The organism is Rhizobium sp. NLR8a (assembly GCF_019685235.1).
Lineage (GTDB): Bacteria > Pseudomonadota > Alphaproteobacteria > Rhizobiales > Rhizobiaceae > Rhizobium.
This window is the reverse complement of sequence record NZ_JABDWI010000014.1, coordinates 52,709-75,396: the sequence shown is the minus strand read 5'-3', so window position 1 is coordinate 75,396 and position 22,688 is coordinate 52,709. Positions and strand designations below refer to the sequence as shown.

Sequence of the window (22,688 nt, the reverse complement as noted above, 5' to 3'; positions counted from 1 at the left end):
AGGCAGGTTGGTTTGCGGTTGACCAAGTTGCAATTCGAAGCCTATCATCGCTCAAGATATCGGCAGGCCGCTGTGGCGCCCGCTCGACAATAAACGCAACAGCAGGGGAGGCCGTCATGGCGGTCACAGTCAAAGTCGCTGAAGCAAAGACCCATCTGTCAGAACTACTCGCCAAGGTCGAGGCCGGCGAAGAGGTTATCATCTCCCGCGGCAACAAGCCGGTTGCTCGGCTTTCGCGCATTCGCCGCGAAAACGATATCGCTGCACTGATCGCCGAGATCAAAGCTCAACGTGCCAGCCGTCAATTCACGACGCAGGAAGAAATCCGCGAGTGGCGTGACGAAGGCCGACGTTACTGATGACCTTTGTCCTTGACGCCTCGATCGCCGCAGCGTGGTTTCTCCCTGATGAGCAGCACGATGCTGCCGACCGGCTTATGTCCGATCTCAACACGACGGTTGGATTAGTACCGACCTTGTTCTGGTTCGAAACCCGTAATCTGTTTCTGATGGCGGAGCGACGTGGACGGCTTCGATCCGGCGAAGCGGTGCTGCTGATGACGCAATTGCGGGGCCTGTCCTTGGAGGACGCCGGATCAGGAGGAGACGGATTGATACTTCATCTGGCAAACCGCTATGCACTCACGGCATATGACGCGAGTTATGTTGCCCTTGCGAAAGCGGATGGCCTGCCTCTGGCCACAGCCGATCGAAAGATGGAGGACGCGGCGCGCAACGAAGGCATCACCATCCTCGGGCCACTCGAACGACGTGAAGTCTAACAACGATTAGTCCCCTCTGCGTGATATGCTTCAGCGATCCGCCGCGCCAGCTCCGCCATTTCATTTTCGGGCATCTGCAGAACGCCATGTTCCGCCATCAACGCATGGTATTGCTGCTTCTCAAGAGGTAGACCTGCAGGCAAAGGAACGACATGAAAATGCAAGTGACTATTGGCCTGCCGGCTGCCGAGCGAAAGCACGTAAATTCGTTCAGCATCGAAGACGCTTTTCAGCGCACGAGACAAAAGGTGCACCTTCTCCTGCAGTCGAAGATACTCATCGGTCGACATGTCTTGCGCCAAATCCTCCCGATGTTCTCTCGGGCAGACAAGGCAATAACCGGGCAGTGTCTGATATTTGCTCAGGAAGATAATCGTCTCATCGTCTTCGAAAATACGATGATGAAAACAAGCCGGATCATTCTCGATCAAGCCGCAGATAAAGCATGGCCGCGTCGCAATGTCGCGCACATAGGTCTTGAGATCGAAGGGTTGGCGATCGATCATTCTGAACCTCCATCTCCCAGCGGCGAGCGCTAAACAATGCGACCAACAGCGAAGGCCGCCGCCGCTCGGAGAAGATGCCGTCTGCCTATCCGGCAGCGACACGCAACTGATCTGGCACCTCCGCGCCGATCGGAATCCGAAGCGTAAACGTCGTGCCGTCCCCGCGGCTGCTTGTCACTTCTATCGATCCGCCGTGAAGCTCGATGATCTGCTTGACGAGATTAAGGCCGATGCCAGTGCCGGCAATGCCCGTGGAACTTCTGGCACGGAAATAACGCTGGAACATCTTCGGGAGGTCATCGGCGTCGATGCCGATGCCTTCGTCGCGGACAGTGATGCAAACGCTGTCCCCTTCCTGCCATCCGGTGACGTGGACGTTCGGCGAATCCGGTGCGTATTTCACGGCGTTCGAGAAGAGATTGCTGAAGACCTGGTCGAGCGCAGGATGATCCCCATAGATGGTCGGAGGAAGCCGATCGAGGTCAAGCAGAAAACGGTGGGTGCGCCGGATGCTCTCCTGGCGGGCGCGGCAGATTTCGATGATTTCCGCGATCGAGCACGGCTTGTGCACGATGGTGATCCTGCCATGGTCCAGCCGCCCGGCAGCAAGAATACTTTCCATCAGTTCGAGCATGCGCGAAACCGAGCTGCGGATCTGATCGGCTTTTTCGCAAAGAAACTCCGGCGTCGCTGCCTCTTTGCGCCGAATGAGCCGTTGCGCCGCGCCGTCGATCACCGCAAGCGGGGTGCGGAATTCATGCGACGCCATCGAGACGAACTGCCGCTGCAATTCGTTGATCTGCTTTTCCTGTTCGAGCATCCGTTCGAGCTCTTCTGTCTGCCGCGCCAGTTCGACCGTGCGGGAGCGCACCATCTCTTCAAGCGTGTCACGGTGCTGCAGCAATGCCTTTTCGGCGCGCTTGGCCTCGGTGACGTCGACGACAGCCATCAGCGATGCCGCCTGGCCCTTGTAGTTCAAGCAGGTGGAATAGACGGTGACCTCGATGGCCGCGCCATCTCCCTTGAGATGGCGGCAAGAGCGGGACGAAGCAGGATCCTCGACATCGAAAACGACGGCCTGCGGCGGATTGGATTCCTGCGCCTCGATGTCGGATAGTCGCATCGTCAGGAATTGCTCCAGACGATAGCCGTAGTGATCGATGGCGGCTTGGTTTACGTGGAGAAATCTCAACGTTTCATGATCGTAAACCCACATCGGCATCGGGTTGCCTTCGAACAGCAGCCTGAACGATGCCTCCTGCATCTTGAGATCGGTAATGTCGACACGTATGCCGACGCTGCCGCCTTCGGAGATCTGGCGTTCTTCGATCCGTATCCAGCGGTTTCCGGGTAGGCGCTGCTCGTGTTTGCTGGTGGGCTTTGCATGATGGGCCAGCCTTTCCGCCAGCCATTCCTCTTCGCGTCCGACCGCTTCCGGATATTGGCCGCGCTCGAGGCCAGCACGCAGGCGGTCTTCGAAGCGCATGCCTTTTACGAGCATATCGCCGCTTTCGGCGTAAAGCTGCTCATATCTCTGGTTCCAGAGGACGAAGCGGTCTTCCTCGTCGAATAGGACGAGACCTTCCGGGACGACTTCGAAAGCCGCCAGAAGACGTGAATGCGCTGCCCGCGCCTCCTGCTCGGCGCGTTCTGCCTGGACATGCGCCTTCGCAAGGGCCTTTTCAGCCTGCCAGGCCTGCGTGATATCCTCGTGGGTCGATACCCATCCGCCGTCCGACGTGCGCTGATGATAGCCGCGGATGATCTGGCCCGACTTGAGTTCCTTGATCCAATCCCGAGGCGTATCGCCCCTATTGGTCGCTTCGGCCCAGGCGAGATATTCCGAGGTCGAGGTGGCGGGAACGGCGCCGACCCCCTGTCTCAGGTTGAGGATGTCCTTGAGTGACTGTCCCGGATGGATGACGGAGGGATCAAGTCCGTAGACTTCGGCATAACGGTTGTTTGAAAGCAGCAGCCGGCCGGCCTCGTCGAACAGGCAGACGCCTTGTCCCATGCTGGCAAGTGCCGTATCGAGTTGCTCGTTGCGCCGCTGCAGGCGCGCGTGGACTGCGCCGAGCTCGATATGTCGCTTAATGCGGGCGACGAGCTCCGCGGCGGAGACAAGGTTGGAAACGCAATCCACCGCACCGGCGGCAAGCCCTCCGATCCGGCTCTCCTCGTCCTCCGGCGAGACCAGAATGATGACTGGAATATCACACGTTATAGGCTTTGATTTGAAACGCCGGCAGTCTTCGAGCCCACCTCCCTCCGGCGACAGGGCGTCCAGCAGAATGAGCGCCGGCAGCGGTCGTTTGGCGGCGCATTCGTGAAACTCAGCTCGGTCGAGGTGAACGCGCAGCACGATACCATGTCGCTCGAGGGCGTCGCCGACACCCTGCAGGCCTGCCAACGTGCCATCCATTGCCAAGATTGTGTGCAGTTCGCCGGACACGACCGTTCCCTCGTTCATCCACATGGACGCGACTATAGGTCGTACCGGTTAACACGACCCTCACCTCAGGTCGGCCTCAGGGTGCTCCGCTTTCTATGGTTGAAGAATGGTTGCGAGCGAGGCGGAAAATATCCGGTGATGCAAGAGGACGCACGGCAGACATTCTTCGGGACTTTCGCCGGCACCGCCCGAACAGACCTAGCGTTCGTTCCGGATGTCGTGCAGGAGATCCAGACCGCGCTGGTATTTTTCGGTTTTCTTGCCGGCTTGTTCGGCCTGTCGGAGATTGTCTTCAAGGTCCGCCTGTTTGACTGGCAGGGCCAGCGAATTCGATGCGGCGCGTCTGACGAATTCGTCGTCAGGCTCCTCGGGCCGCCGCGTCAAGGCATCCACCGCAGAGATGATCGCCGGCGGGAAGCCTTCCTCCCTTAACCTGTCGAGCGTCCAGCCACTGCCTTTTTCGGCGACGTCGTGAAGATAGGCAACCGTTCGCGCCTCGTCTCCCGACACGAGAAGCGCGACCCGCTGGCAATGCTCAAAGAATGGCCGCCCGGTCTTGTCCACCTGCCCTTCATGCGCCTCTAAGGCGATTTGCATGGCATGGTCGAGATGCTGCATGGCGGTTACGGTCCTTCGGTCCTTCTGATTTTTCGCCGGGAAGGGTTCTCCCCGGTTGTTATCTCGATATCGGGCGTCGTGGAGCCGGCAACACCAAGGTCGGCTCGCGGCGGATCGAGATCACCGCTTTCCCCGGCTCCTTGCAGCAAGGCCGCATCATCTCTGTCGTCTTGATCAAGCAGGTCTTGCAGCGTCTCATGCTCGTCTTCGCCAGCCAGTTCGTCGCAAGCTTGCATCCAGTGACGCAGGTCCGAACCTTCAGGGCGGCCTTCGGCTTCCCAGATTTCATAGGCGCGCCGGCGTATCTGCTCGTGTTTATCTATGGCCATGATCTTCTCCAGTTTCGACCTGACCTCGCTACTCAATTTGGCGGGCGGCGACGAGCCGGGCGGCCATCTTCAAGGCGTGTTGATGGTCGGAAGAAAATCCTCCACCTGTTTGCGCTGATCCTTTGAAAGCGTCTCCACTCGCTCTTTCCAAAAGCGTTCGGCCGCCGGGGGATCCTCATTCCATTGACGAACAGTGGTGATGTTGTCGTCGATCTTGGACCGGCGCCGCCCGCCGAGACTGAGATACTCCCTCGCCAGTTTCAGGCTTGGGGTCTCGGTGCCGCTCTCGCGATCCAACGTCGAACGCACATTGCAGCGGGCGGCTTCCAATGCCGCCTGGCGATCGGCCTCAGCTTGCTGCGTGTCGAAGGAGCGCGCATCGTCGGTTCCACTCTCGGGTGAGATGTTGGTTGGGGAAGTGGTCATGGATCACCTTTCGATGCTGTGATCCAATAACCTCCGCCAGCCGCGAGAGTTCCGCATGCTGGCGATTGATTCGAGCGGGCGGCCAAGCCAAGCCGTCCTGCCGGCAATCAGTGAACGGCCATGCTTACCATGCGATAGGGGTGCACGGCCTCGAACTGCGAGATCATCGCCGTTGCCTGGAGCAACACGCGCTCGGCATTCTCGGGATCGTCCCTGGCGAGTTCGTCGGCATTGACGCGGATCGCTTCGGCCATGTTGTTGGAGAGCACGGCAAATTGCGTATTGCCTTCGACAAGAGCCTCACGCGCCGTATCCTCCAGCGTGCGAGCGATATCGACGAAGATCTCCTCGCGTTCCTCGATACTGAGGTCTTTGATTATATTGGTCTTCTCTTCCATGTCACTCACTCCTAAGACGTGGGACGGTGATCGAGCTCATCGAGCCTCGATCGCCAGAGAGCTAGGAACGCCGACATCCGGATTCAAGCCTTGTGCAGTTTGAACTCGCCTTCGAGACGAGGGGACGACTATCTTCATTATGTCGAACGCAGGAAGGGGGCTTCTGTTCCCGGGAGAGTTGCTAGCAGTCGACAGCAGAGAGTGCTAATTTTTCTCCTGCTCCTCTTGAAATCGAAAAACGCTCGAACCAGATCATTCGCGCAATGCGCGCGACTTGCACCCGTCCGGATCTCATCAATCCGGTCCGGCCAGCACCGACACCGTCGTCATTGTTTGTCTATGGAGGAAGACATGTCGTTCCGACCGCTTCATGACCGCATTCTCGTCCGCCGCGTCGATTCCGAGGAAAAGACCAAGGGCGGCATCATCATTCCCGACACCGCCAGGGAAAAGCCGCAGGAAGGCGAGGTCATCGCCGTCGGTCCCGGCGCACGCGACGATGCCGGCCAAATCCAGGCACTCGACGTCAAGGTCGGCGATCGCATCCTGTTCGGCAAGTGGTCCGGCACGGAGATCAAGATCGATGGCGAAGACCTGCTGATCATGAAGGAAAGCGACGTGATGGGTATCATCGAAGCTCAGAGCGAGCGGAAAGAGGCCGCCTGAGTCCATCAAGTCGGAAGTCAACGCTAAAGCGCGTTGCGATCTCTGAGGGTCGTCCCTCGCGCTTTGGATCTTAATTTCTTCGCATGTCGTTCTCGCAAAACCGCTGTACACTTGGCGACATGCGCTAGCTGCCGATGAAGGAGTGAGGACATGGCTGCTAAAGAAGTCAAATTCAGCGTCGAAGCCCGCGAAAAAATGCTGCGCGGTGTCGACATCCTGGCCAACGCCGTAAAGGTGACACTGGGTCCGAAAGGCCGTAACGTCGTGATCGACAAGTCGTTCGGCGCGCCGCGCATCACCAAGGACGGCGTTTCGGTTGCCAAGGAAATCGAGCTCGAAGACAAGTTCGAAAACATGGGTGCCCAGATGGTCCGCGAAGTCGCTTCGAAGACCAGCGACATCGCCGGCGACGGCACCACGACTGCGACGGTGCTCGCCCAGGCGATCGTCAAGGAGGGCGCCAAGGCCGTGACATCAGGCATGAACCCGATGGACCTGAAACGCGGCATCGATCTCGCCGTCAGCGCTATCGTCGAAGAACTGAAGGCCAACGCCCGCAAGATATCCAACAATGCCGAAATTGCCCAGGTCGGCACCATCTCCGCCAATGGCGATGCGGAAATCGGCCGCTTCCTGGCGGAGGCCGTGCAAAAGGTCGGCAATGACGGCGTCATCACCGTTGAAGAAGCCAAGACCGCCGAAACCGAACTCGAGGTCGTCGAAGGCATGCAGTTCGACCGCGGCTATTTGAGCCCCTATTTCGTCACCAATGCCGACAAGATGCGGGTCGAATTCGAGGATCCCTATATTCTCATTCATGAGAAGAAGCTGTCGAACCTGCAGGCGATGCTGCCGATCCTCGAAGCCGTGGTTCAGTCCGGCAAGCCGCTCCTCATCATCGCTGAAGACGTCGAAGGAGAAGCCCTTGCGACCTTGGTCGTCAACAAGCTGCGCGGCGGCCTGAAGATCGCTGCCGTCAAGGCGCCTGGCTTCGGCGACCGCCGCAAGGCCATGCTTGAAGACATCGCCATCCTGACCGGCGGCACCGTCATCTCCGAAGATCTCGGCATCAAGCTTGAGAATGTGACGCTCAATATGCTCGGCCGGGCAAAAAAGATCACGGTCGAGAAGGAAAACACGACCATCATCGACGGCGTCGGTTCGAAGGAGGAGATTTCAGGCCGCATCGCCCAGATCAAGGCCCAGATTGAAGAAACCACCTCCGACTACGATCGCGAGAAGCTGCAGGAACGTCTTGCCAAGCTCGCCGGCGGTGTTGCCGTCATCCGCGTCGGCGGCTCGACGGAAGTCGAGGTGAAGGAGAAGAAGGATCGCGTCGACGACGCGCTGCATGCAACACGCGCGGCGGTCGAGGAGGGCATCCTGCCCGGTGGCGGTGTGGCGCTGCTGCGCGCTGTCAAGGCACTCGACAATTTGAAGACTGCCAATGACGATCAGCGGGTCGGCGTCGAAATCGTGCGCCGTGCGCTCGAGGCCCCGGCTCGCCAGATCGCCGAAAACGCCGGCGCCGAAGGTTCGGTAGTTGTCGGCAAGCTGCGCGAGAAGAGCGAATTTTCCTATGGCTGGAACGCTCAGACCGGCGAATTCGGCGATCTCTACGCGCAGGGCGTCATCGATCCGGCCAAGGTCGTCCGCACCGCGCTACAGGACGCATCTTCCATCGCCGGCCTGCTGGTGACGACGGAAGCGATGATCGCCGAAAAGCCGAAGAAGGATGCTCCTCCGGCGATGCCCCCCGGCGCCGGTATGGACTTTTAAGACAAGGCCGCAGGCTCGCCTGGACACGCCTGGCGGGCCTTTTCCGAGGGAATGAAGATGGTTCAAACGATCCTAAACCGATCGCAGGTGCCGCTGGACTCCCGCGATCTCGAAACCTGCCAGCGCGTCTTCGACAAGCTCAGCGCCGATTACGCAGTGGCAAGAGACAGCGACGAAGCCGAACGAATGGCGAGCATCATCATCGAGCTCTACCGACAGGGCGTGCGCGATCCCAATCATCTGCAGGCGATGGTCGAGGCGGCTCGCGGTCTCTTCGAGACAAACGGACGCCCACCGGCTGCTCACTGACTGCACGGAACCGTCACGGCGAAGGCTGATATAATGCAGCCTCCGCCGCGCACACGGACAGGGACAGGGACTGGGACTGGGACTGGGACTGGGACTGGGACTGGCGTTGCGCGTTTTATCAGCCGCTGCAAGGAGCCGTGGCACTTGATCCTCACATCGCCCTCGGAAATCGATTCCGATTCTGGGGCTGATGCGCTAGTGACAGAGTTCGAGTGCATTCTGAAGGTTCGCAATGATTCCACGCCTCCAGCCGAAGGTTACCCTCGCCCTCCCCGCCACAGGGTTTTTCCAGCGGCTCGTCGAAGCGGGATTCGAGGGCGACATCGAGACCGGCCCGGCCAGCCGAACCGTATTTTCGACCGACAATTCCATTTACCAGCTTGAGCCGACGGGCATCCTTTTTCCGCGAGGCGTAGAAGACCTGCAGCACCTAGCGTCCGTGCTGGCAGAACCCACGTTCCGCGGAATAAGTATTGCACCGCGCGGCGGCGGCACCGGCACGAACGGGCAATCCCTGACATCTGGCGTGGTGGTGGATTGTTCGCGGCACATGAGGTCCATTCTCGAAATCGATCCCGTCCGCAGGGTCGCGCGCGTGCAGGCGGGCGTCGTCAAGGATCAGTTGAACCAGGCGCTGAAACCTTACGGTCTCTTTTTCGCGCCCGAACTCTCCACCTCCAACCGCGCCACGATCGGCGGCATGATCTCCACCGACGCCTGTGGCCAGGGTTCCTGCCTCTACGGCAAGACCAGCAACCATATTCTCGGATTGCGCATCGTGCTGGTGGACGGCTCCGATTTTTGGTCGCGCCCGCTCGATGCGGAAGCGCTCGATGAGATCGTCGCAGGTAAGGACCGCGTCGGCGAGATCCACAGAACGGTGGAGCGGATCACACGCGAAAAGCGGGACCGGATCACTGAGGTTTTCCCGAAACTCAATCGCTACATGACCGGCTACGACCTCGCCCATGTCAGGCGCGACGACGGATGCTTCGACCTCAACGCCGTTCTCTGCGGATCGGAGGGAACGCTGGCTTTGATCGCCGAAGCCGAACTCAACCTTCTGCCGATCCCCGCTCATGCGGCGCTGATCAATATCCGCTATGGCGATTTCAATACCGCCCTGGAAGACGCCCGCGATCTCGCGGCGCTGAAGGTCGCCTCGGTGGAGACCATCGATGAGAAAGTACTTGGTCTTGCGAGACGCGACATCGTCTGGACCGGCATCGCCCGCTTTTTTCCGGATGAACCGGACGCGGTGACCGATGGCATCAATATCGTCGAAGTCCTCGCCGACGACGAGGAGGAGCTCGAACGCAAGCTCTCGGAAGTGACCGCAGCTCTCGACGCCGGCATAAGCACCCGCCATGCCGGTTACACGATTGCCCGAGGCCATGCTGAGGTCGAGGCGATCTGGTCGATGCGCAAGCGCGCCGTTGGCCTGCTCGGAAATGTGGAGGGGCCGGTCAGGCCTGTCGCCTTCGTCGAGGATACGGCCGTGCCGCCGGAAAATCTGGCGGCCTATATTCGCGAATTCCGCGCCCTTCTCGATGGCGCTGGCCTTTCCTACGGCATGTTCGGCCATGTCGATGCCGGCGTGCTGCACGTGCGGCCAGCCCTTGACCTCACCCGCGACGCTCATGTCCGGCTGGTTCGGGAGATCAGCGACGCCGCGGTGACGCTCACCCGCAAATATGGCGGCGTGCTCTGGGGAGAGCACGGCAAAGGGGTGCGTTCGGAATATGTGCCTGAATTCTTCGGCGATCTTTATCCCTGCCTGCAGGAAATCAAGCGGGCTTTCGATCCGGATAACCGGCTCAATCCGGGCAAGATTGCCACGCCTTCGTCAGAGGCGCTGACAAAGATCGACGATGTCCCGCTGCGGGGAGATACCGACCGTATCATCGGCAACCAGATCCGCTCCGCCTTCGACAATGCCGCCTATTGCAACGGCAATGGCGCCTGTTTCGATTTCGACGAAACGAGCCCGATGTGCCCCTCCTACAAGGCGACGCGCGACCGGCGCTTTTCGCCCAAGGGCCGTGCCGCGCTGATGCGGGAATGGTTGAGGCTGCTTGCCGAAAATGGCATCGATCCCCGCGATGAGGCAACGCGCCTGCGGCGAAGCGCTCCGCTCGCGAGCCTCGCGCGACGCGCCTTCAACTCGCTGAGCCCGGCAAATCGGGACGATTTTTCCCATGAGGTGCGCGCGGCGATGGAGACCTGTCTCGCCTGCAAGGCCTGCGCCGGGCAATGCCCGGTGAAGGTCAGCGTGCCGGCCTTCCGCTCGAAATTCCTGGAACTCTACTACGGACGTTATCTCCGTCCGCTGAAGGACCCGCTGGTCGCGGCGATCGAGACGACCCTGCCGCTCGTCCAGCGCATCCGCCCCGCCTACAACATGGTCGTCGGCACGCGGGTCGGCAGAAGGTTGATGCGTGTGGTGGGGCTGACCTCGCTGCCGCGTCTGCCGCAAATCTCACTGGCAAAGGAAGCCGCCCGCCTCGGCGTGCCGCTTGCGACCGCTCAGACGATCGAAGCGCTGTCGCCGGGTGAAAGGCAGCGGAGCGTGGTCTTCGTCGCCGACAGCTTTACCGCCTATTTCGATCCTGACGTTGCACTCGCCGCAATCGTTCTCGCCAGGAAATCAGGCTTCTCACCCCTTCTCGCGGCCTCCCATGTCAATGGCAAAGCCCTGCATGTGCATGGCTATCTCGGACGCTTCGCCGATGCAGCCCAACGGACAGCAGGCTATCTTCAGCAGCTCGATGATGCCGGAATGACGCTTGTCGGCCTCGATCCGTCGATGACGCTCGCCTTCCGCAGCGAGTATAAAGGAATGCTGAAGGCGGCAGTCCTTCTTCCCCAGGAATGGCTCGCCGCCAATCTCGACCGGCTCGCCGCTTCCCCTTCGGTCGTCAAGGGCAACAGCTTCCGCTTGATGCCTCATTGCACCGAACGCACCAATGCGCCGGCCTCCGTCGCACAATGGCAAAAGATCTTCGAAAGCCTTGGCATTGACCTTCAGGTTGCGCAAACCGGCTGTTGCGGCATGGCCGGCACCTTCGGGCACGAGGCCCGCAACCGCCCGATCTCCGAACGCCTCTACGCGATGAGCTGGAAACCGGAAGTCGATGCGGCCGGCGATACCGATATCCTTATGGCGACAGGATATTCCTGCCGGTCGCAGGTGAAGGAAATTGACGCGAAGCGCATTCCACATCCGTTCCAGGTCATCGCCGGGATCATTTCGGAAACGTCCGAAGTCCCGCAGTTGTAGACGGCAACTTCGCGGAAATGACGACGCAGCATGCAGCCTGTGACAGCGAGATCTCCGGCGGCAATCCGAGCCGCTCGACAAGCTCACGCCACGGCCGCGATCGTGTCGCCGTCATTCGGCAGCAGCCGCGCCACGGCGCTCAAAAGGTCGGTCTGCGATATCAGGCCGAGGATCCGGTGGTCGTCGTCGACAATGATGACGGCATGGGTGCGCCCGTCCGTCAGAACTGGCAGGAGCGACAGAGCCGCATCTGAAGCTCTCGCCGTCGCCGGTTTGGAGATCGCATGGGCAATCGTATCGCCGTCAGCAAACAATTCACGCAAGCCGACAGTGCCGATCAGACGGCCTTCCGGATCCTTCACCGGCAAGGTACGGATATTATGCTTCAAAAGAAGATGCCGCGCGGCGTCCGGCCCAGACGCCTCACCGATGGCGATCACGTCACGCGACATGATATCGGCGCAGCTGATCTTGTCGTTTGATCGGATGGCTGCCTGCAGCTCGACCTGCTGCAGCAGTCGCCCGAGGTCGGCCCGGTCGATATCGAAGGTTTCGTCGAGCGCTTCAAGGGCGGCGTCGACATCCTCCTCGCGAAAGCCCACCCGCACAGCAGATGGCGGATCGATCGTCTGGTGGGTGTTTTCCGCCGGCTTAGGAACGACGTGCGGATAGTTCCGCCTGAAAAGCTTGTGGAACAGCAGCCCGAGCCCGACGAGTATGCAGGAGTTCAAAGCGACCGGCACGAAGGGAAAGACGAATCCCCAGCCGGCAACGACGGGGCCGCCGAGCACGGCGGTCAGTGCCGCAGCCCCTCCCGGCGGATGCAGGCATCGCGTGAACGACATCGCCCCGATGGCCAGCGAAACGCCGACGCCCGTCGCAATGATCGGATCACGAATGAAATACGCGGCAATGATGCCCATCGTGGCGGAAATCGTATTGCCGCCGATGATCGACCAAGGCTGCGCCAACGGGCTTGCCGGCACGGCGAAAAGCAGCACCGCCGACGCCCCCATCGGTGCGACGATCAGCGGAAGATGCGGCCCCTGACCGAACAGATAACCGCTGATGACGCCGGTGAGACCGATGCCCAGCAAGGCGCCGAAACAGGCAATTAATCGTTCTCTTAGCGTTGCGCCGGCCAGAATGGGCGAAAACAAGCGAAAGCGGCGAAAACGGCTCGGCCCCACCTTCGGTGAAACGGGTAACTGCATGCGAAGACCAATGATGAATGAGAATTATCTGGAGGGCGAAGGAAGAGACCCAGGCGCTAGTTTGTTGCCAGCCTGACATCTCTGCCTTTGGTTGCACCAAGCACCTCATGGAAGGCGCTGAAGGCACTGGGGCAATGATCCTTGCGGTAGACCAGCAGGGTCTCGACCGGCCCGAGCTGATGGGTCTGAACGGCGGTCGGCCAGTGCATGAGATCGAGAACGGACCTTGGCATCACACCCGCCGTATTCCCGGTCGCAACGCTCGCCAGGATCGCATGATAGGAACCGTGCTGGCTCGTCGGCAGGTCGCTCGATTTGCGCGCCCAGTCTTCGGCAATCCGGCGATAGGTGCAGCCGGGTTCCAAAGCCGCGAGCGACCCGATACGCATGTCGGCCGCGGATTTGATGGCGGGATGCCCGGACGGCAGCACGATCAACAGATCTTCGACGAAGACCGTCTCCATCTCCAGCGCCTTGAGTTCGGCATCGAACTCCAAATCCTCCTCCCGCATCGCCTTCGGTGGCCGGGCAATCAGCGCGCAATCCAGCACATCGGCCAGAACATCGCGGGCGAGATCGCGAGACGCGCCCATCGTCAGATGCAGCGACACGTCGGGCCACATCTGATTGAATTGCGTCAACGCCGCCGGCAGCCTGCTTGCCGCCGTACTTTCCATCGTGCCGACCCGCAATGTTCCCGATGGAGCAAGAGGCCGCACGGCTTGACGCGCTTCAAGCGCCAGCGCCATCAGCCGGTTGGCATAGGCGAGAAAGGTTTCGCCCTCCCGTGTCAGCGTCATCTTCTTGCCGTCACGGCTGAACAGGCATGCACCAAGGTCCTCCTCCAGTTGCTGGATGCGCGTCGTCACATTCGACGGCACCCGCCCGACCGCCTTGGCGGCCTTGGTAACGCTGCGATCGCTGGCAACGGCGAGGAATATCTCGATTGACGAAAGGTCCAATGAAAGATCTCTTTTCCGGAATTAAAGCGAGTCATTGTTCTCTATATAAAAATCATCACCCGAGCTCAAGCGGGTTTAGGCCCAGGCGAAACAACGGAATCGGGGCAGCGCGTGAAGGCTCCCGGCTCGACCTTCTCATTAAAAATGTCCGCGCCATCCGCAGGCCAGACAGCCAAGTGATTGCCGAAAAAAAGATCGAGACGCCGCCGAAATAGCCACGCCAATCGCTGCATCGGCTCGGCTACCGGGCGTTTTACGGCTGGCATGGAGATTGCGTCTCAATGCTGATCTGTAGAACGACCGGCGCCGACCATATGCTGCACCTAGTCCTGACCTGCCTTCTTCTGAGCGTCGCTTCAGGCCTCAGCATGCGGCGTTTTCTTCTGCCGTATTTTTCCGGCGGCGATCTCGCTGAGAAATCCGCTCCCGTGACGGTCGTCGCAAGCGCGGTCTTTCTGGCGGCAGTCGCCTTCACCGTCTCCGACCAAAATCTCTGGGCAAAATCTGTCGTGCTGATGCTCTGCCTTATGCTGGCGGCAATGTTCGACGACGCCCGCCCCAGGCTGACCATCGCCCTTGCTGCCGTTAGCCTGGCCGCCTATCTCGGGCTACGCTCGATTGGCTGAGGCCGTCATGCGCGCCAGCCGCAGTGAGACGATGGCTGAGCAGCTTCGCGCGACGCCAACAACGATCTTCGTGACAGAATAGTTTCGCAATATAATTCTCTCCTTCTGAATATTTTTCGAAGCGGATCGCTTCAAGAATGGGAGAGGGCGATGAATATCGAGTCAGCGAGAGAGGATCTGGTCGGAGTGGTATGCCTGGCATCCTGTCCCGCCAATCGATGACACGGTGTTCTGGCTCGAGACCGTATACCGGCGGGAAACGGCGGAAGGACTGTGGCAATATCGTTCCTTCCGACCCGAGGTCGAACGTATCAAGGCTGCGGACGCCACGCCCATTTATCCCGGCGCTTAATTCCCCGTCAGCCGAGCGCCTGGCTGACCAGCGCATAGGTTTTCGGCCGATGCCCGACATGACCGCCCGGAATTGGAAGCCAAGGGGCGCCCAGCGACATGGTTGTCACGAAGTCAAAGACAGCAAGGCCGCAGCGGGAGAGAAAATCGGCAAATATCCCGACTTTCTCGCGCGTATCGAGGCGCAGGAATAACCCCGCATGCTCGAGCGCATGCGGATGGACGACAGCAATCGCGTCTGCGTCACTGGCGGCCACCACCGGGCCGACGACATGGCCGCGCCCGAACCTTCGGCAAAGCGAGAAGGCCTCGATCCGGCCGGCGCGAACCAACACGATGCCCTTGGAATGTCCCATGAGCCGAGCCAGAAGCGGCGTGCGGTCCGTGCCGAAGGCCACGCGATCCAGTTCTGCGATCGCCTCCAGATCTTCAGCTTCCACAGGCCGTATCGCGGCACCGGGCGGCAACTCCACATCCGGTGGCGCTATCGCTTCACCCTGGCATTGAAAGACGGGCGCTTCACGGACAAAATCCAACGACAAATAAAGGCGTCGCGCCGCCCGCGTCGCGTTCAGCCCAAGATTACGCCCGGCAACCTGGTCGAGCGCGTGGCGCATCAGCCATTGCCCGGCGCCATTGGCCTGCAGGCGCGGCGAAGTGATGACCATACCGATCGTGGCGAACCGTTCATCATAGGGAAACCACATCGCAGAGCCGAGGATGCGGCCGATTTCATCTATGGCCGCGATGCCCTGGCCGAATTCCCGCAGGAACTGCCAGTCTTCACGGCGATGCGGCCAGGCAACGGACATCGACAGCGCATGCAGCTTGTCGAGGTCGACACTGTCGATCCCGGCAATGCGCGTCTCGAAACTGTCGACCAATCTGGATTCGGATGTCAGTGCACTCACTCCCGCCCTCCTCGCGCATGTCCGGCCAATCCATAGGGAAAGCGCCCTCCTGAAACTTCGTTATCCAGATTAGGACGGTTCGTGCGATACAATTCACTGGCGAAGCCCGCGCGAACACAACAATCGTCCAAATCCGAGGCACTTTCGGCAAATAAAGCCGGGGCAGGCCTCTACAGTCATTGACCAGATCCCGAGCGCCGACGGCGCCGTGATGGCCAAAGCCCGGCGGCAATTCGATCCATCCGTGCAGTGAGGAGGCTCATGCAGGCAATTGAAATCCTCGAAAGGCTTGTCGGCTTTTCCTCCATCGTCGGCACACCCAACGGCGCAATCGTCACCTGGATCCGGCAGTACCTGCAAAGTCACGGCATTGCCGCCACCGAGCTTCCCGGCCCTGAGGGGGACCGGTCGAACCTCTTCGTGACGATCGGCCCAAGGGAGAGCCCCGGCTACATTCTCTCCGGCCATATGGATGTCGTTCCCGCCGCCGAGGGCGGGTGGAGCAGCGATCCGTTCCGCCTGCGCGCCGAAAAGGACCGCCTTTACGGTCGCGGAACCACCGACATGAAGGGCTTTCTCGCCGTCATGCTTGCCGCCGCCCCCGCGCTCGCGGCGGCAGGGCTCCGCCGGCCCATCCACCTCGCTTTTTCCTACGATGAGGAGGCAGGCTGCCGCGGTGTCCCGCACATGATCGCGCGCCTGCCTAAGCTCTGCGCACGTCCGCTCGGCGCGATCATCGGCGAGCCGAGCGGCATGCGGGCGATCCGGGCCCACAAGGGCAAGGCAGCCGCTCGGCTGACTGTCATGGGCCGCTCCGGCCATTCCTCGCGCCCGGAACAGGGACTGAATGCCATCCACGCCATGACCGAGGTTTTGGCTTGCGCTAGCGCCGAAGCCGAACGGCTGACGCATGGTCCGTTCGAGCATGTGTTCGAACCGCCCTATTCCTCGCTCCAGGTCGGCACATTGAAGGGCGGCCAGGCGGTCAACATCATTCCCGATAGCTGCGAGGCCGAGTTCGAGGCCAGGGCTATTTCCGGAATCGACCCGGCCACGCTGCTTGCGCCGCTGCGGGCCGTGGCCGAGGCGCTACCGCAACGCGGCTTCCAAGTGGAATGGCGCGAACTCAGCGCCTATCCGGCGCTGTCGCTTGCCGCCGATGCGCCACTTGCGCGCTTGCTTGGCGAACTTACCGGTAGCGAGCCGCTCGCCGCCGTCAGCTACGGCACCGAGGCCGGCCTTTTTCAGCGCGCCGGGATGGATGCGATCATCTGCGGGCCGGGCGATATCGCCCGTGCTCACCGGCCGGACGAATTCATCCTCAAGGGCGAACTCCTGGCCTGCCAGGCGATGATCGAGGCACTCGCCCGACATTGCATCGCCTGACCGTCAGATCAAGGAGCCGATGCAATGACCTTTCTCTTCAATTCCGATGCGAAGCGGGGCGCCGTATTCGCTGAGGCCTTCGCGCGCGACCTTCCCGACATAGACTTCGTCACGGATCCGGCGTCGGTCGAACCGGAGGCGGTGCGCTACCTCATCACCTGGACCGTGCCGGATGATCTCGCGCGCTACCGCAATCTCGAAATCCTGTTTTCGATCGGCGCCGGCATCGATCAGTTCCGCATCGACGCCGTGCCGGCGCAGGTCAAGGTGGTGCGCATGGTCGAGGACGGCATCGTCAGGATGATGCAGGAATATGTGACGCTGGCCGTCCTCGCACTCCATCGCGATCTGCCGGCCTATCTCGACCAGCAGCGGCGCGGGATCTGGCAGCCGATCCCACCCGTTCAGGCCGCGAAACGCCGCGTCGGGGTGCTGGGGCTTGGCATGCTGGGAAGCGCAGTGCTTGAGAGTTTGCGCCCCTTCGGCTTCCCGCTGTCCGGCTGGAGCCGCACCCCGCGCGCGATCGAGGGCGTTCGGTGCCTCAGCGGCGGCAAGTGGCTGCAGACCCTGCTTGCCACCACCGATATTCTGGTCTGCATGCTGCCGCTGACCGAGGAGACGCGCGGCTTCCTGAATGCCGAGCTCTTCGCCAGGCTTCCCGCCGGGGCCGCACTCGTTCATGCCGGCCGCGGCGCCCAGCTCGATCATCAGGCGCTCGTCGGCGCGCTCGACACCGGGCATCTCTCCGGCGCCGTCGTCGACGTTACCGATCCGGAGCCGCTGCCACCGGGCCACGCCTTCTGGAATCATCCGAAAATTCTGCTGACGCCGCATATCGCCAGCGTCACTCAAGCCGAAACCGCGGCGGCCGCCGTGATCGGCAACATCAAACGGCATCAATCCGGCCTCGATCCGATCGGGCTGGTCGATCGCAGCCGCGGCTACTGATCTATCTCGCCACACAAATCTGCACCCCGGAAAGGAAAACAATGTCTTTGCTCAAGACCATCGACGCCAACCCATCCCATCCGCCGCGCGAGTCCGGCCCCCTTCCCGAGCGCCTGATCGCGGGCAATCCCACCTTCAAGACCTGGGCACAGGATGTCGCTCGCGCAGAGACGGTTCATACCGGCATATGGGAGGCGACGCCCGGTGAGACGCGTTCGATCAAGGGCGAGACGTTCGAGTTCTGCCATATTCTGTCCGGTCTGGTCGAACTCACGCCGGAAGGCGGAGAACCGGTGGTCTACAGGGCCGGCGACAGCTTCGTCATGAAGCCGGGCTTTATCGGCGTCTGGAAGACGATCGAGACGGTGCGCAAGATCTACGTGACAGTGACGTGAGCTGGCGGGCGGCTGTCCTCTCTGCGCGGGCAGCGCGGCGCCGGGCGCGGACACCAGCCGTAGATTTGACTGGTGGCGGCGGGGAAAACGCAATTTTTATCCGCCGCAACAATATCGGTCGATGCATGCTGCTCGGTTTCGCAAGCTAGGCTTAAGCAAGCTCATGCCGAGGACACGCAATGACACTCAGCTTCGATCCGAACTCGATCTCACTGCCCGTAGGGCATTTCATCGGCGGCCGGCTGGTTCCGGCCGAAGCCGTCATCGACATGCATCGGCCGTCCGACGGCAGGGCCTATGCCGGCTGTCCGCTTGCCGACGCGGCCCTTGTCGATCAGGCCGTGGAAACGGCAAAGGGTGCATTGAATGAAAGCAATTGGGGCGGTGTGCGCCCGCGCGAGCGCACCAAGGCGCTGCAGCGCTGGGCGGACCTGATCGAAGCCGAGGCAGAGACCCTCGCCAGGCTTGAGGCGCTCTCCTCAACCCGCCCCGTCGGCCAGCTCGTTGCCGGCGACATCGCCGTCACCGCCGAACAGATCCGCTTCTTTGCCGAATTCGCCGACAAGGAAGGCGGCGATCTCGTCCCGACCGACGACGCGAATTTCGGCATGATCATGACGGAACCCTATGGCGTCGTTGGCGCCATCACGCCCTGGAATTTCCCCCTGTCGATGGCCGGGTGGAAGCTCGCTCCGGCGCTGGCCGCGGGCAATGCGGTGGTGTTGAAGCCATCGGAGATGACGCCGTTTTCAACGCTCTACATGGCCGAACTTTCAGTGCGGGCCGGCCTGCCCGCCGGCCTCGTGAATGTCGTGCTCGGCGACGGCCCCACCACCGGAACGGCCGTCACCGGGCATCCGGGGATTTCCAAGGTCAGCTTCACCGGCTCGACTGCGGCCGGTGCGGCGATCATGGCCAATATCGCCCGTACCGGCGTGAAGCCGATGACGCTGGAGCTCGGCGGGAAGAGCCCTCAACTGGTCTTCGCGGATGCCGATCTCGATCTTGCGGCAGGCGCTATCGCCGCCAGCATTTTGTCCAACGCCGGCCAGGCCTGCATATGCGGATCCCGCCTCATCGTCGAGGCGAAGGTGGCGGACGCGCTCGTAGCGGCCCTCATCGCCAGACTGGCGGCAATCCGCCCGGGGGCGACCTGGGAGGAAACGACCGATTATTCGCCCGTTATCTCCGAACGCCAGATCGCCCGCATGGATGGCATCATCCGCGCCGCCATCGACGGCGGCGCGGAGTGCCTTACGGGCGGCGGCCGGCTCGATCGTGAGGGCTATTTCTACGCGCCGACGCTGATTTCGGGCGTGACGGCAACATCGCCCGCGGTTCTCGAGGAAATCTTCGGACCGGTCCTGACCATCCAGACCTTCGAGGATGAGGAGGAGGCGCTGAGGCTGGCCGACCACCCATCCTATGGGCTGGCCGCCGGCCTCTTCACCCGCGATCTCGCGCGCGCCATCCGCCTCACCGGCCGCCTGCAGGCCGGCACCGTCTGGGTCAACCGTTACGGCCGCTCGCGCGACCATATCCTGCCGACCGGCGGCTACAAGCAGTCCGGCATCGGCAAGGATCTCGGCCGCGAAGCCTATCATGCCAACCGCAAGAGCAAGAGCGTGCTCATCAGCCTTTAAGGAGCTGCGATGAAGACCTACAGGATTGCCCTTCTGCCAGGAGACGGCATCGGCCGCGACGTGACCGACGCTGCCTGGGCCGTGCTCGAAAAGACCGCCGGATCGGGCGGATTTTCTCTTGAAGCGACCCGCTACCCCTGGTCCTGCGACTATTATCTCGAAAACGGCAGCATGATGCCCGCCGACGGGATCGAGACGCTGAGCTCTTTCGACGCCATCCTGCTCGGCGCCGTCGGATGGCCACGCAAGGTGCCCGATTCCGTGTCGCTGCATGGGCTCCTGCTGCCCATCCGCAAGGCTTTCGTTCAGTATGCCAATATCCGCCCGCACAGGCTGCTGCCGGGCGTGCAGGGGCCGCTGCGGTCCGAGGGCTTCGACATCCTCTGCATCCGCGAAAATACCGAGGGCGAGTATTCCGGCGCCGGCGGCCGCGTCCATCAGGGCACGGACAGCGAAGTAGCTGTGGAAACCTCGATCTTCACCCGCAAGGGGATAGAACGCATCCTGCGTTTCGGCTTCGAGCAGGCACGCGCGCGGCGTGGCAAACTCGCTTCAGTGACCAAGTCCAATGCGCAGAAATATTCGATGGTCTTCTGGGACGAGATCACCCACAGGCTCTCTGCGGGATATCCGGATGTCGAGGTGACCAGCTACCACATCGACGCCATGGCCGCCCGCATGGTCATGGCGCCTGAGAGCCTCGATGTCGTGGTCGCATCCAATCTCTTCGGCGACATTCTGACCGACCTTGGGGCCGCCATCCAGGGCGGGCTCGGCTTTGCGGCATCGGCCAACATCAATCCCGATCGCTCGGCGCCGTCCATGTTCGAACCCGTCCACGGCTCCGCGCCTGACATCGCTCATCTCGGAATTGCCAATCCGATAGCCGCCATCTGGTCGGGCGCAATGATGCTGGAACACCTCGGAGAGGCGGCTGCTGCCGCAAGGATAATGGCCGCGATCGAGGCGACGACGGCGCGCGGCATCGGCGCTGTTCCCGGCAAGGACAAGACGGAGACGATCACGACATCGGTGCTTTCGGTACTCGACTAGAGCATGTCGCACAGGTTGCGCCGCGGTTTTGCGCCCGGAATTGTGGAGAGGACGCTTTGATGAAAGAGGACAAGATGAACGGATTGAGGGATGGCAGCCTGCTGCGCCAGCAGGGGCTCATCGACGGAGAATGGTGCGGGGGCGCAGCGGGGCGCACGATCGAGGTCATCGATCCGGCGACGCAGCATGTGCTGGGCAGCGTGCCCGACATGGACGCAGCCGACACGCGGGCCGCGATCATGGCGGCAGAAAAGGCTTTTGGTCCATGGCGGGCAAAGACCCATGCCGAGCGCGCCGCCCTGCTCGAGGCCTGGCACGATCTGATGCTCGACAATATCGAGGATCTGGCGCTGATCCTGACCACGGAACAGGGAAAGCCGCTGACGGAGGCGCGAGGCGAAATCCGCTACGGCGCCTCATTCATCAAATGGTTTTCCGAGGAAGCACGTCGTATCGGCGGAACAACCATCCCCTCGCCCACCGCGGAGCGGCGGATCATCGTTCTGAAGGAGCCCGTCGGCGTATCGGCGATCATCACGCCGTGGAATTTTCCCAATGCGATGATCACCCGCAAGGTGGGGCCGGCACTTGCGGCAGGTTGCACGGTGGTCATCAAGCCATCGGACCTGACCCCGTTTTCGGCGCTGGCGCTCGCCGTACTGGCGGAACGCGCCGGCATCCCCAAGGGCGTGATCAACATCGTCACCGGCATGCCGGCCGCGATCGGCGACGAATTGATGACGAACCAGACCGTCCGCAAGATCTCTTTCACCGGCTCGACCCGCGTCGGCTCGCTGCTGATGCGCGGGGCGGCCGACAGCGTCAAGCGGCTCAGCCTCGAACTCGGCGGCAACGCACCCTTCATCGTCTTCGACGATGCCGATCTCGACCTTGCCGTGGAAGGCGCCATCGCGTCGAAATTCCGCAATGGCGGACAGACCTGCGTCTGCGCCAACCGCCTTCTCGTCCAGTCCGGCGTCTATGACGCCTTTGCCGCAAAACTTGGCGCGCGGGTCGCAGCCATGAAGGTCGGGGCAGGCACCGAGGCCGGCACGGATATCGGGCCGATGATCAACAAGGCGGCGATCGAGAAGATCAACCGTCACGTGGAGGATGCCGTAAAAAGGGGAGCCAAGATCCTCGCCACTGTGGATTCCATGCCTGCAGGCGATCAATATGCCGCTCCGATGGTGCTTGGCGGCGCGACCACCGACATGCAGCTCGCCAGCGAAGAGACATTCGGACCGGTTGCACCGCTGTTCCGGTTCGACACCGAGGAGGAGGCGATCCGCATCGCCAATTCCACTCCCTTCGGCCTTGCAGCCTATTTCTACACCGAGAGCCTGAAACGGTCCTGGCGCGTCGGCGAGGCGCTCGAATTCGGCATGATCGGCCTGAACACCGGCGCCATCTCGACCGAGGTCGCTCCGTTCGGCGGCGTCAAGCAATCCGGCCTCGGGCGTGAGGGCGCACGATGCGGCATTGAGGAATATCTTGAAATGAAGAGCTTCCACATCGGCGGGCTCTCCTGACCGTCATAAAAAAGGGCGCCGGAAGCTCCGCCGGCGCCTTCCCATATGGTTTTTCTGACTGTCTTCCAAACGGCGGCAAGTTTACGGGAGATGCCTGAGAAAGGCTGAACCGCTCTCGTCACG

Annotated in this window: 23 protein-coding genes; 14 read left to right on the top strand and 9 right to left on the bottom strand. The window is 61.6% G+C overall.

From position 1 onward, the window contains the following. Nucleotides 1–116: 116 nt before the first annotated feature. Both HJC04_RS25000 and HJC04_RS24995 read left to right on the top strand, forming a co-directional pair. Nucleotides 117–359: a type II toxin-antitoxin system Phd/YefM family antitoxin gene (locus tag HJC04_RS25000; protein ID WP_210631794.1), complete on the top strand. Its 243-nt coding sequence runs from the start codon at nucleotides 117–119 to the stop codon at nucleotides 357–359. Next, nucleotides 359–781, top strand: a complete 423-nt coding sequence (locus HJC04_RS24995) for a type II toxin-antitoxin system VapC family toxin (protein WP_221147362.1) — start codon at nucleotides 359–361, stop codon at nucleotides 779–781. The genes HJC04_RS25000 and HJC04_RS24995 overlap by 1 nt, the downstream gene beginning before the upstream one ends. On the opposite strand, the gene HJC04_RS24990 is transcribed toward HJC04_RS24995, so the two are convergent. The 6 genes from HJC04_RS24990 to HJC04_RS24965 form a co-directional block, all read right to left on the bottom strand. Then, on the bottom strand, nucleotides 778–1,287 hold the full coding sequence (locus HJC04_RS24990; protein WP_221147361.1) for an HIT family protein: 510 nt from the start codon (nucleotides 1,285–1,287) through the stop codon (nucleotides 778–780). The two genes, HJC04_RS24995 and HJC04_RS24990, sit on opposite strands and share 4 nt — an antisense overlap. An 85-nt stretch (nucleotides 1,288–1,372) precedes the next feature. Then, nucleotides 1,373–3,739, bottom strand: a complete 2,367-nt coding sequence (locus tag HJC04_RS24985) for a PAS-domain containing protein (RefSeq protein WP_409078121.1) — start codon at nucleotides 3,737–3,739, stop codon at nucleotides 1,373–1,375. 198 nt (nucleotides 3,740–3,937) lie between these two features. After that, nucleotides 3,938–4,357, bottom strand: a complete 420-nt coding sequence (locus HJC04_RS24980) for an HD domain-containing protein (RefSeq protein ID WP_210631791.1) — start codon at nucleotides 4,355–4,357, stop codon at nucleotides 3,938–3,940. Between the two features lie 5 nt (nucleotides 4,358–4,362). After that, entirely contained in the window at nucleotides 4,363–4,686 is a 324-nt protein-coding gene (locus HJC04_RS24975; protein WP_210631790.1) for a DUF2934 domain-containing protein, read from the bottom strand. A 69-nt stretch (nucleotides 4,687–4,755) separates the two neighbouring features. Beyond that, the gene (locus HJC04_RS24970; protein ID WP_210631789.1) at nucleotides 4,756–5,112 is read right to left on the bottom strand and encodes a hypothetical protein; all 357 of its coding nucleotides are present in this window, start codon (nucleotides 5,110–5,112) and stop codon (nucleotides 4,756–4,758) included. Nucleotides 5,113–5,219: 107 nt separating this feature from the next. After that, nucleotides 5,220–5,510, bottom strand: a complete 291-nt coding sequence (locus HJC04_RS24965; RefSeq protein ID WP_210631788.1) for a hypothetical protein — start codon at nucleotides 5,508–5,510, stop codon at nucleotides 5,220–5,222. A gap of 351 nt (nucleotides 5,511–5,861) precedes the next feature. Between HJC04_RS24965 and HJC04_RS24960 the strand changes: the two genes are divergently transcribed. The 4 genes from HJC04_RS24960 to HJC04_RS24945 all read left to right on the top strand — a co-directional run bounded on the left by HJC04_RS24960 (nucleotide 5,862) and on the right by HJC04_RS24945 (nucleotide 11,544). Further along, a complete protein-coding gene (locus HJC04_RS24960; RefSeq protein ID WP_210631787.1) occupies nucleotides 5,862–6,176 on the top strand; it encodes a co-chaperone GroES in 315 nt (104 codons plus the stop codon). Between the two features lie 150 nt (nucleotides 6,177–6,326). Beyond that, the gene (gene groL / locus HJC04_RS24955; protein ID WP_210631786.1) at nucleotides 6,327–7,955 is read left to right on the top strand and encodes a chaperonin GroEL; all 1,629 of its coding nucleotides are present in this window, start codon (nucleotides 6,327–6,329) and stop codon (nucleotides 7,953–7,955) included. Between the two features lie 57 nt (nucleotides 7,956–8,012). Then, on the top strand, nucleotides 8,013–8,264 hold the full coding sequence (locus tag HJC04_RS24950) for a hypothetical protein (protein ID WP_210631785.1): 252 nt from the start codon (nucleotides 8,013–8,015) through the stop codon (nucleotides 8,262–8,264). 232 nt (nucleotides 8,265–8,496) lie between these two features. Next, on the top strand, nucleotides 8,497–11,544 hold the full coding sequence (locus HJC04_RS24945; protein ID WP_221123434.1) for an FAD-binding and (Fe-S)-binding domain-containing protein: 3,048 nt from the start codon (nucleotides 8,497–8,499) through the stop codon (nucleotides 11,542–11,544). Between the two features lie 83 nt (nucleotides 11,545–11,627). On the opposite strand, the gene HJC04_RS24940 is transcribed toward HJC04_RS24945, so the two are convergent. Together HJC04_RS24940 and HJC04_RS24935 are read right to left on the bottom strand one after the other, a co-directional pair. Then, complete coding sequence (locus tag HJC04_RS24940) at nucleotides 11,628–12,758, bottom strand: HPP family protein (protein WP_221147359.1); 1,131 nt, start codon at nucleotides 12,756–12,758, stop codon at nucleotides 11,628–11,630. 56 nt (nucleotides 12,759–12,814) lie between these two features. Continuing rightward, nucleotides 12,815–13,720 carry a LysR substrate-binding domain-containing protein gene (locus HJC04_RS24935; RefSeq protein ID WP_210631782.1) on the bottom strand — a complete coding sequence of 302 codons (906 nt, stop codon included), beginning with the start codon at nucleotides 13,718–13,720 and terminating at the stop codon, nucleotides 12,815–12,817. A 314-nt stretch (nucleotides 13,721–14,034) separates the two neighbouring features. Between HJC04_RS24935 and HJC04_RS24930 the strand changes: the two genes are divergently transcribed. Together HJC04_RS24930 and HJC04_RS31940 are read left to right on the top strand one after the other, a co-directional pair. Beyond that, complete coding sequence (locus HJC04_RS24930) at nucleotides 14,035–14,346, top strand: hypothetical protein (RefSeq protein ID WP_210632198.1); 312 nt, start codon at nucleotides 14,035–14,037, stop codon at nucleotides 14,344–14,346. 154 nt (nucleotides 14,347–14,500) lie between these two features. Continuing rightward, complete coding sequence (locus HJC04_RS31940; protein ID WP_311044472.1) at nucleotides 14,501–14,698, top strand: hypothetical protein; 198 nt, start codon at nucleotides 14,501–14,503, stop codon at nucleotides 14,696–14,698. A 7-nt stretch (nucleotides 14,699–14,705) separates the two neighbouring features. Here HJC04_RS31940 and HJC04_RS24925 read toward each other — a convergent pair whose 3' ends face one another. Next, nucleotides 14,706–15,608 (bottom strand): GNAT family N-acetyltransferase, encoded by a 903-nt coding sequence (locus tag HJC04_RS24925; RefSeq protein WP_210631780.1) that lies wholly within the window; start codon nucleotides 15,606–15,608, stop codon nucleotides 14,706–14,708. Nucleotides 15,609–15,869: 261 nt separating this feature from the next. Here HJC04_RS24925 and argE point away from each other — a divergent pair, with 261 nt between their 5' ends. The 6 genes from argE to HJC04_RS24895 all read left to right on the top strand — a co-directional run bounded on the left by argE (nucleotide 15,870) and on the right by HJC04_RS24895 (nucleotide 22,565). Then, on the top strand, nucleotides 15,870–16,994 hold the full coding sequence (argE, locus tag HJC04_RS24920) for an acetylornithine deacetylase (RefSeq protein ID WP_221147358.1): 1,125 nt from the start codon (nucleotides 15,870–15,872) through the stop codon (nucleotides 16,992–16,994). Between the two features lie 24 nt (nucleotides 16,995–17,018). Then, nucleotides 17,019–17,942, top strand: a complete 924-nt coding sequence (locus HJC04_RS24915; protein ID WP_221147357.1) for a glyoxylate/hydroxypyruvate reductase A — start codon at nucleotides 17,019–17,021, stop codon at nucleotides 17,940–17,942. Between the two features lie 41 nt (nucleotides 17,943–17,983). Beyond that, the gene (locus HJC04_RS24910) at nucleotides 17,984–18,337 is read left to right on the top strand and encodes a cupin domain-containing protein (RefSeq protein ID WP_210631777.1); all 354 of its coding nucleotides are present in this window, start codon (nucleotides 17,984–17,986) and stop codon (nucleotides 18,335–18,337) included. A gap of 179 nt (nucleotides 18,338–18,516) precedes the next feature. Beyond that, entirely contained in the window at nucleotides 18,517–19,980 is a 1,464-nt protein-coding gene (locus HJC04_RS24905) for an aldehyde dehydrogenase (protein ID WP_221147356.1), read from the top strand. A 9-nt stretch (nucleotides 19,981–19,989) separates the two neighbouring features. Beyond that, nucleotides 19,990–21,033: a tartrate dehydrogenase gene (locus HJC04_RS24900; protein ID WP_210631775.1), complete on the top strand. Its 1,044-nt coding sequence runs from the start codon at nucleotides 19,990–19,992 to the stop codon at nucleotides 21,031–21,033. 74 nt (nucleotides 21,034–21,107) lie between these two features. Further along, nucleotides 21,108–22,565, top strand: coding sequence for an NAD-dependent succinate-semialdehyde dehydrogenase (locus HJC04_RS24895; RefSeq protein ID WP_210632197.1), 1,458 nt, complete (start codon nucleotides 21,108–21,110; stop codon nucleotides 22,563–22,565). Nucleotides 22,566–22,688: the final 123 nt, after the last annotated feature.

What these genes read in the sequence shown, in the direction of transcription:
- HJC04_RS25000 (WP_210631794.1), top strand. Translation starts at nt 117, where the DNA reads ATGGCGGTCACAGTCAAAGTCGCTGAAGCAAAGACCCATCTGTCAGAA.
- HJC04_RS24995 (WP_221147362.1), top strand. Translation starts at nt 359, where the DNA reads ATGACCTTTGTCCTTGACGCCTCGATCGCCGCAGCGTGGTTTCTCCCT.
- HJC04_RS24990 (WP_221147361.1), bottom strand. Translation starts at nt 1,287, where the DNA reads ATGATCGATCGCCAACCCTTCGATCTCAAGACCTATGTGCGCGACATT.
- HJC04_RS24980 (WP_210631791.1), bottom strand. Translation starts at nt 4,357, where the DNA reads ATGCAGCATCTCGACCATGCCATGCAAATCGCCTTAGAGGCGCATGAA.
- HJC04_RS24975 (WP_210631790.1), bottom strand. Translation starts at nt 4,686, where the DNA reads ATGGCCATAGATAAACACGAGCAGATACGCCGGCGCGCCTATGAAATC.
- HJC04_RS24970 (WP_210631789.1), bottom strand. Translation starts at nt 5,112, where the DNA reads ATGACCACTTCCCCAACCAACATCTCACCCGAGAGTGGAACCGACGAT.
- HJC04_RS24965 (WP_210631788.1), bottom strand. Translation starts at nt 5,510, where the DNA reads ATGGAAGAGAAGACCAATATAATCAAAGACCTCAGTATCGAGGAACGC.
- HJC04_RS24960 (WP_210631787.1), top strand. Translation starts at nt 5,862, where the DNA reads ATGTCGTTCCGACCGCTTCATGACCGCATTCTCGTCCGCCGCGTCGAT.
- groL (WP_210631786.1), top strand. Translation starts at nt 6,327, where the DNA reads ATGGCTGCTAAAGAAGTCAAATTCAGCGTCGAAGCCCGCGAAAAAATG.
- HJC04_RS24950 (WP_210631785.1), top strand. Translation starts at nt 8,013, where the DNA reads ATGGTTCAAACGATCCTAAACCGATCGCAGGTGCCGCTGGACTCCCGC.
- HJC04_RS24945 (WP_221123434.1), top strand. Translation starts at nt 8,497, where the DNA reads ATGATTCCACGCCTCCAGCCGAAGGTTACCCTCGCCCTCCCCGCCACA.
- HJC04_RS24940 (WP_221147359.1), bottom strand. Translation starts at nt 12,758, where the DNA reads ATGCAGTTACCCGTTTCACCGAAGGTGGGGCCGAGCCGTTTTCGCCGC.
- HJC04_RS24930 (WP_210632198.1), top strand. Translation starts at nt 14,035, where the DNA reads ATGCTGCACCTAGTCCTGACCTGCCTTCTTCTGAGCGTCGCTTCAGGC.
- argE (WP_221147358.1), top strand. Translation starts at nt 15,870, where the DNA reads ATGCAGGCAATTGAAATCCTCGAAAGGCTTGTCGGCTTTTCCTCCATC.
- HJC04_RS24915 (WP_221147357.1), top strand. Translation starts at nt 17,019, where the DNA reads ATGACCTTTCTCTTCAATTCCGATGCGAAGCGGGGCGCCGTATTCGCT.
- HJC04_RS24910 (WP_210631777.1), top strand. Translation starts at nt 17,984, where the DNA reads ATGTCTTTGCTCAAGACCATCGACGCCAACCCATCCCATCCGCCGCGC.
- HJC04_RS24905 (WP_221147356.1), top strand. Translation starts at nt 18,517, where the DNA reads ATGACACTCAGCTTCGATCCGAACTCGATCTCACTGCCCGTAGGGCAT.
- HJC04_RS24900 (WP_210631775.1), top strand. Translation starts at nt 19,990, where the DNA reads ATGAAGACCTACAGGATTGCCCTTCTGCCAGGAGACGGCATCGGCCGC.
- HJC04_RS24895 (WP_210632197.1), top strand. Translation starts at nt 21,108, where the DNA reads ATGAACGGATTGAGGGATGGCAGCCTGCTGCGCCAGCAGGGGCTCATC.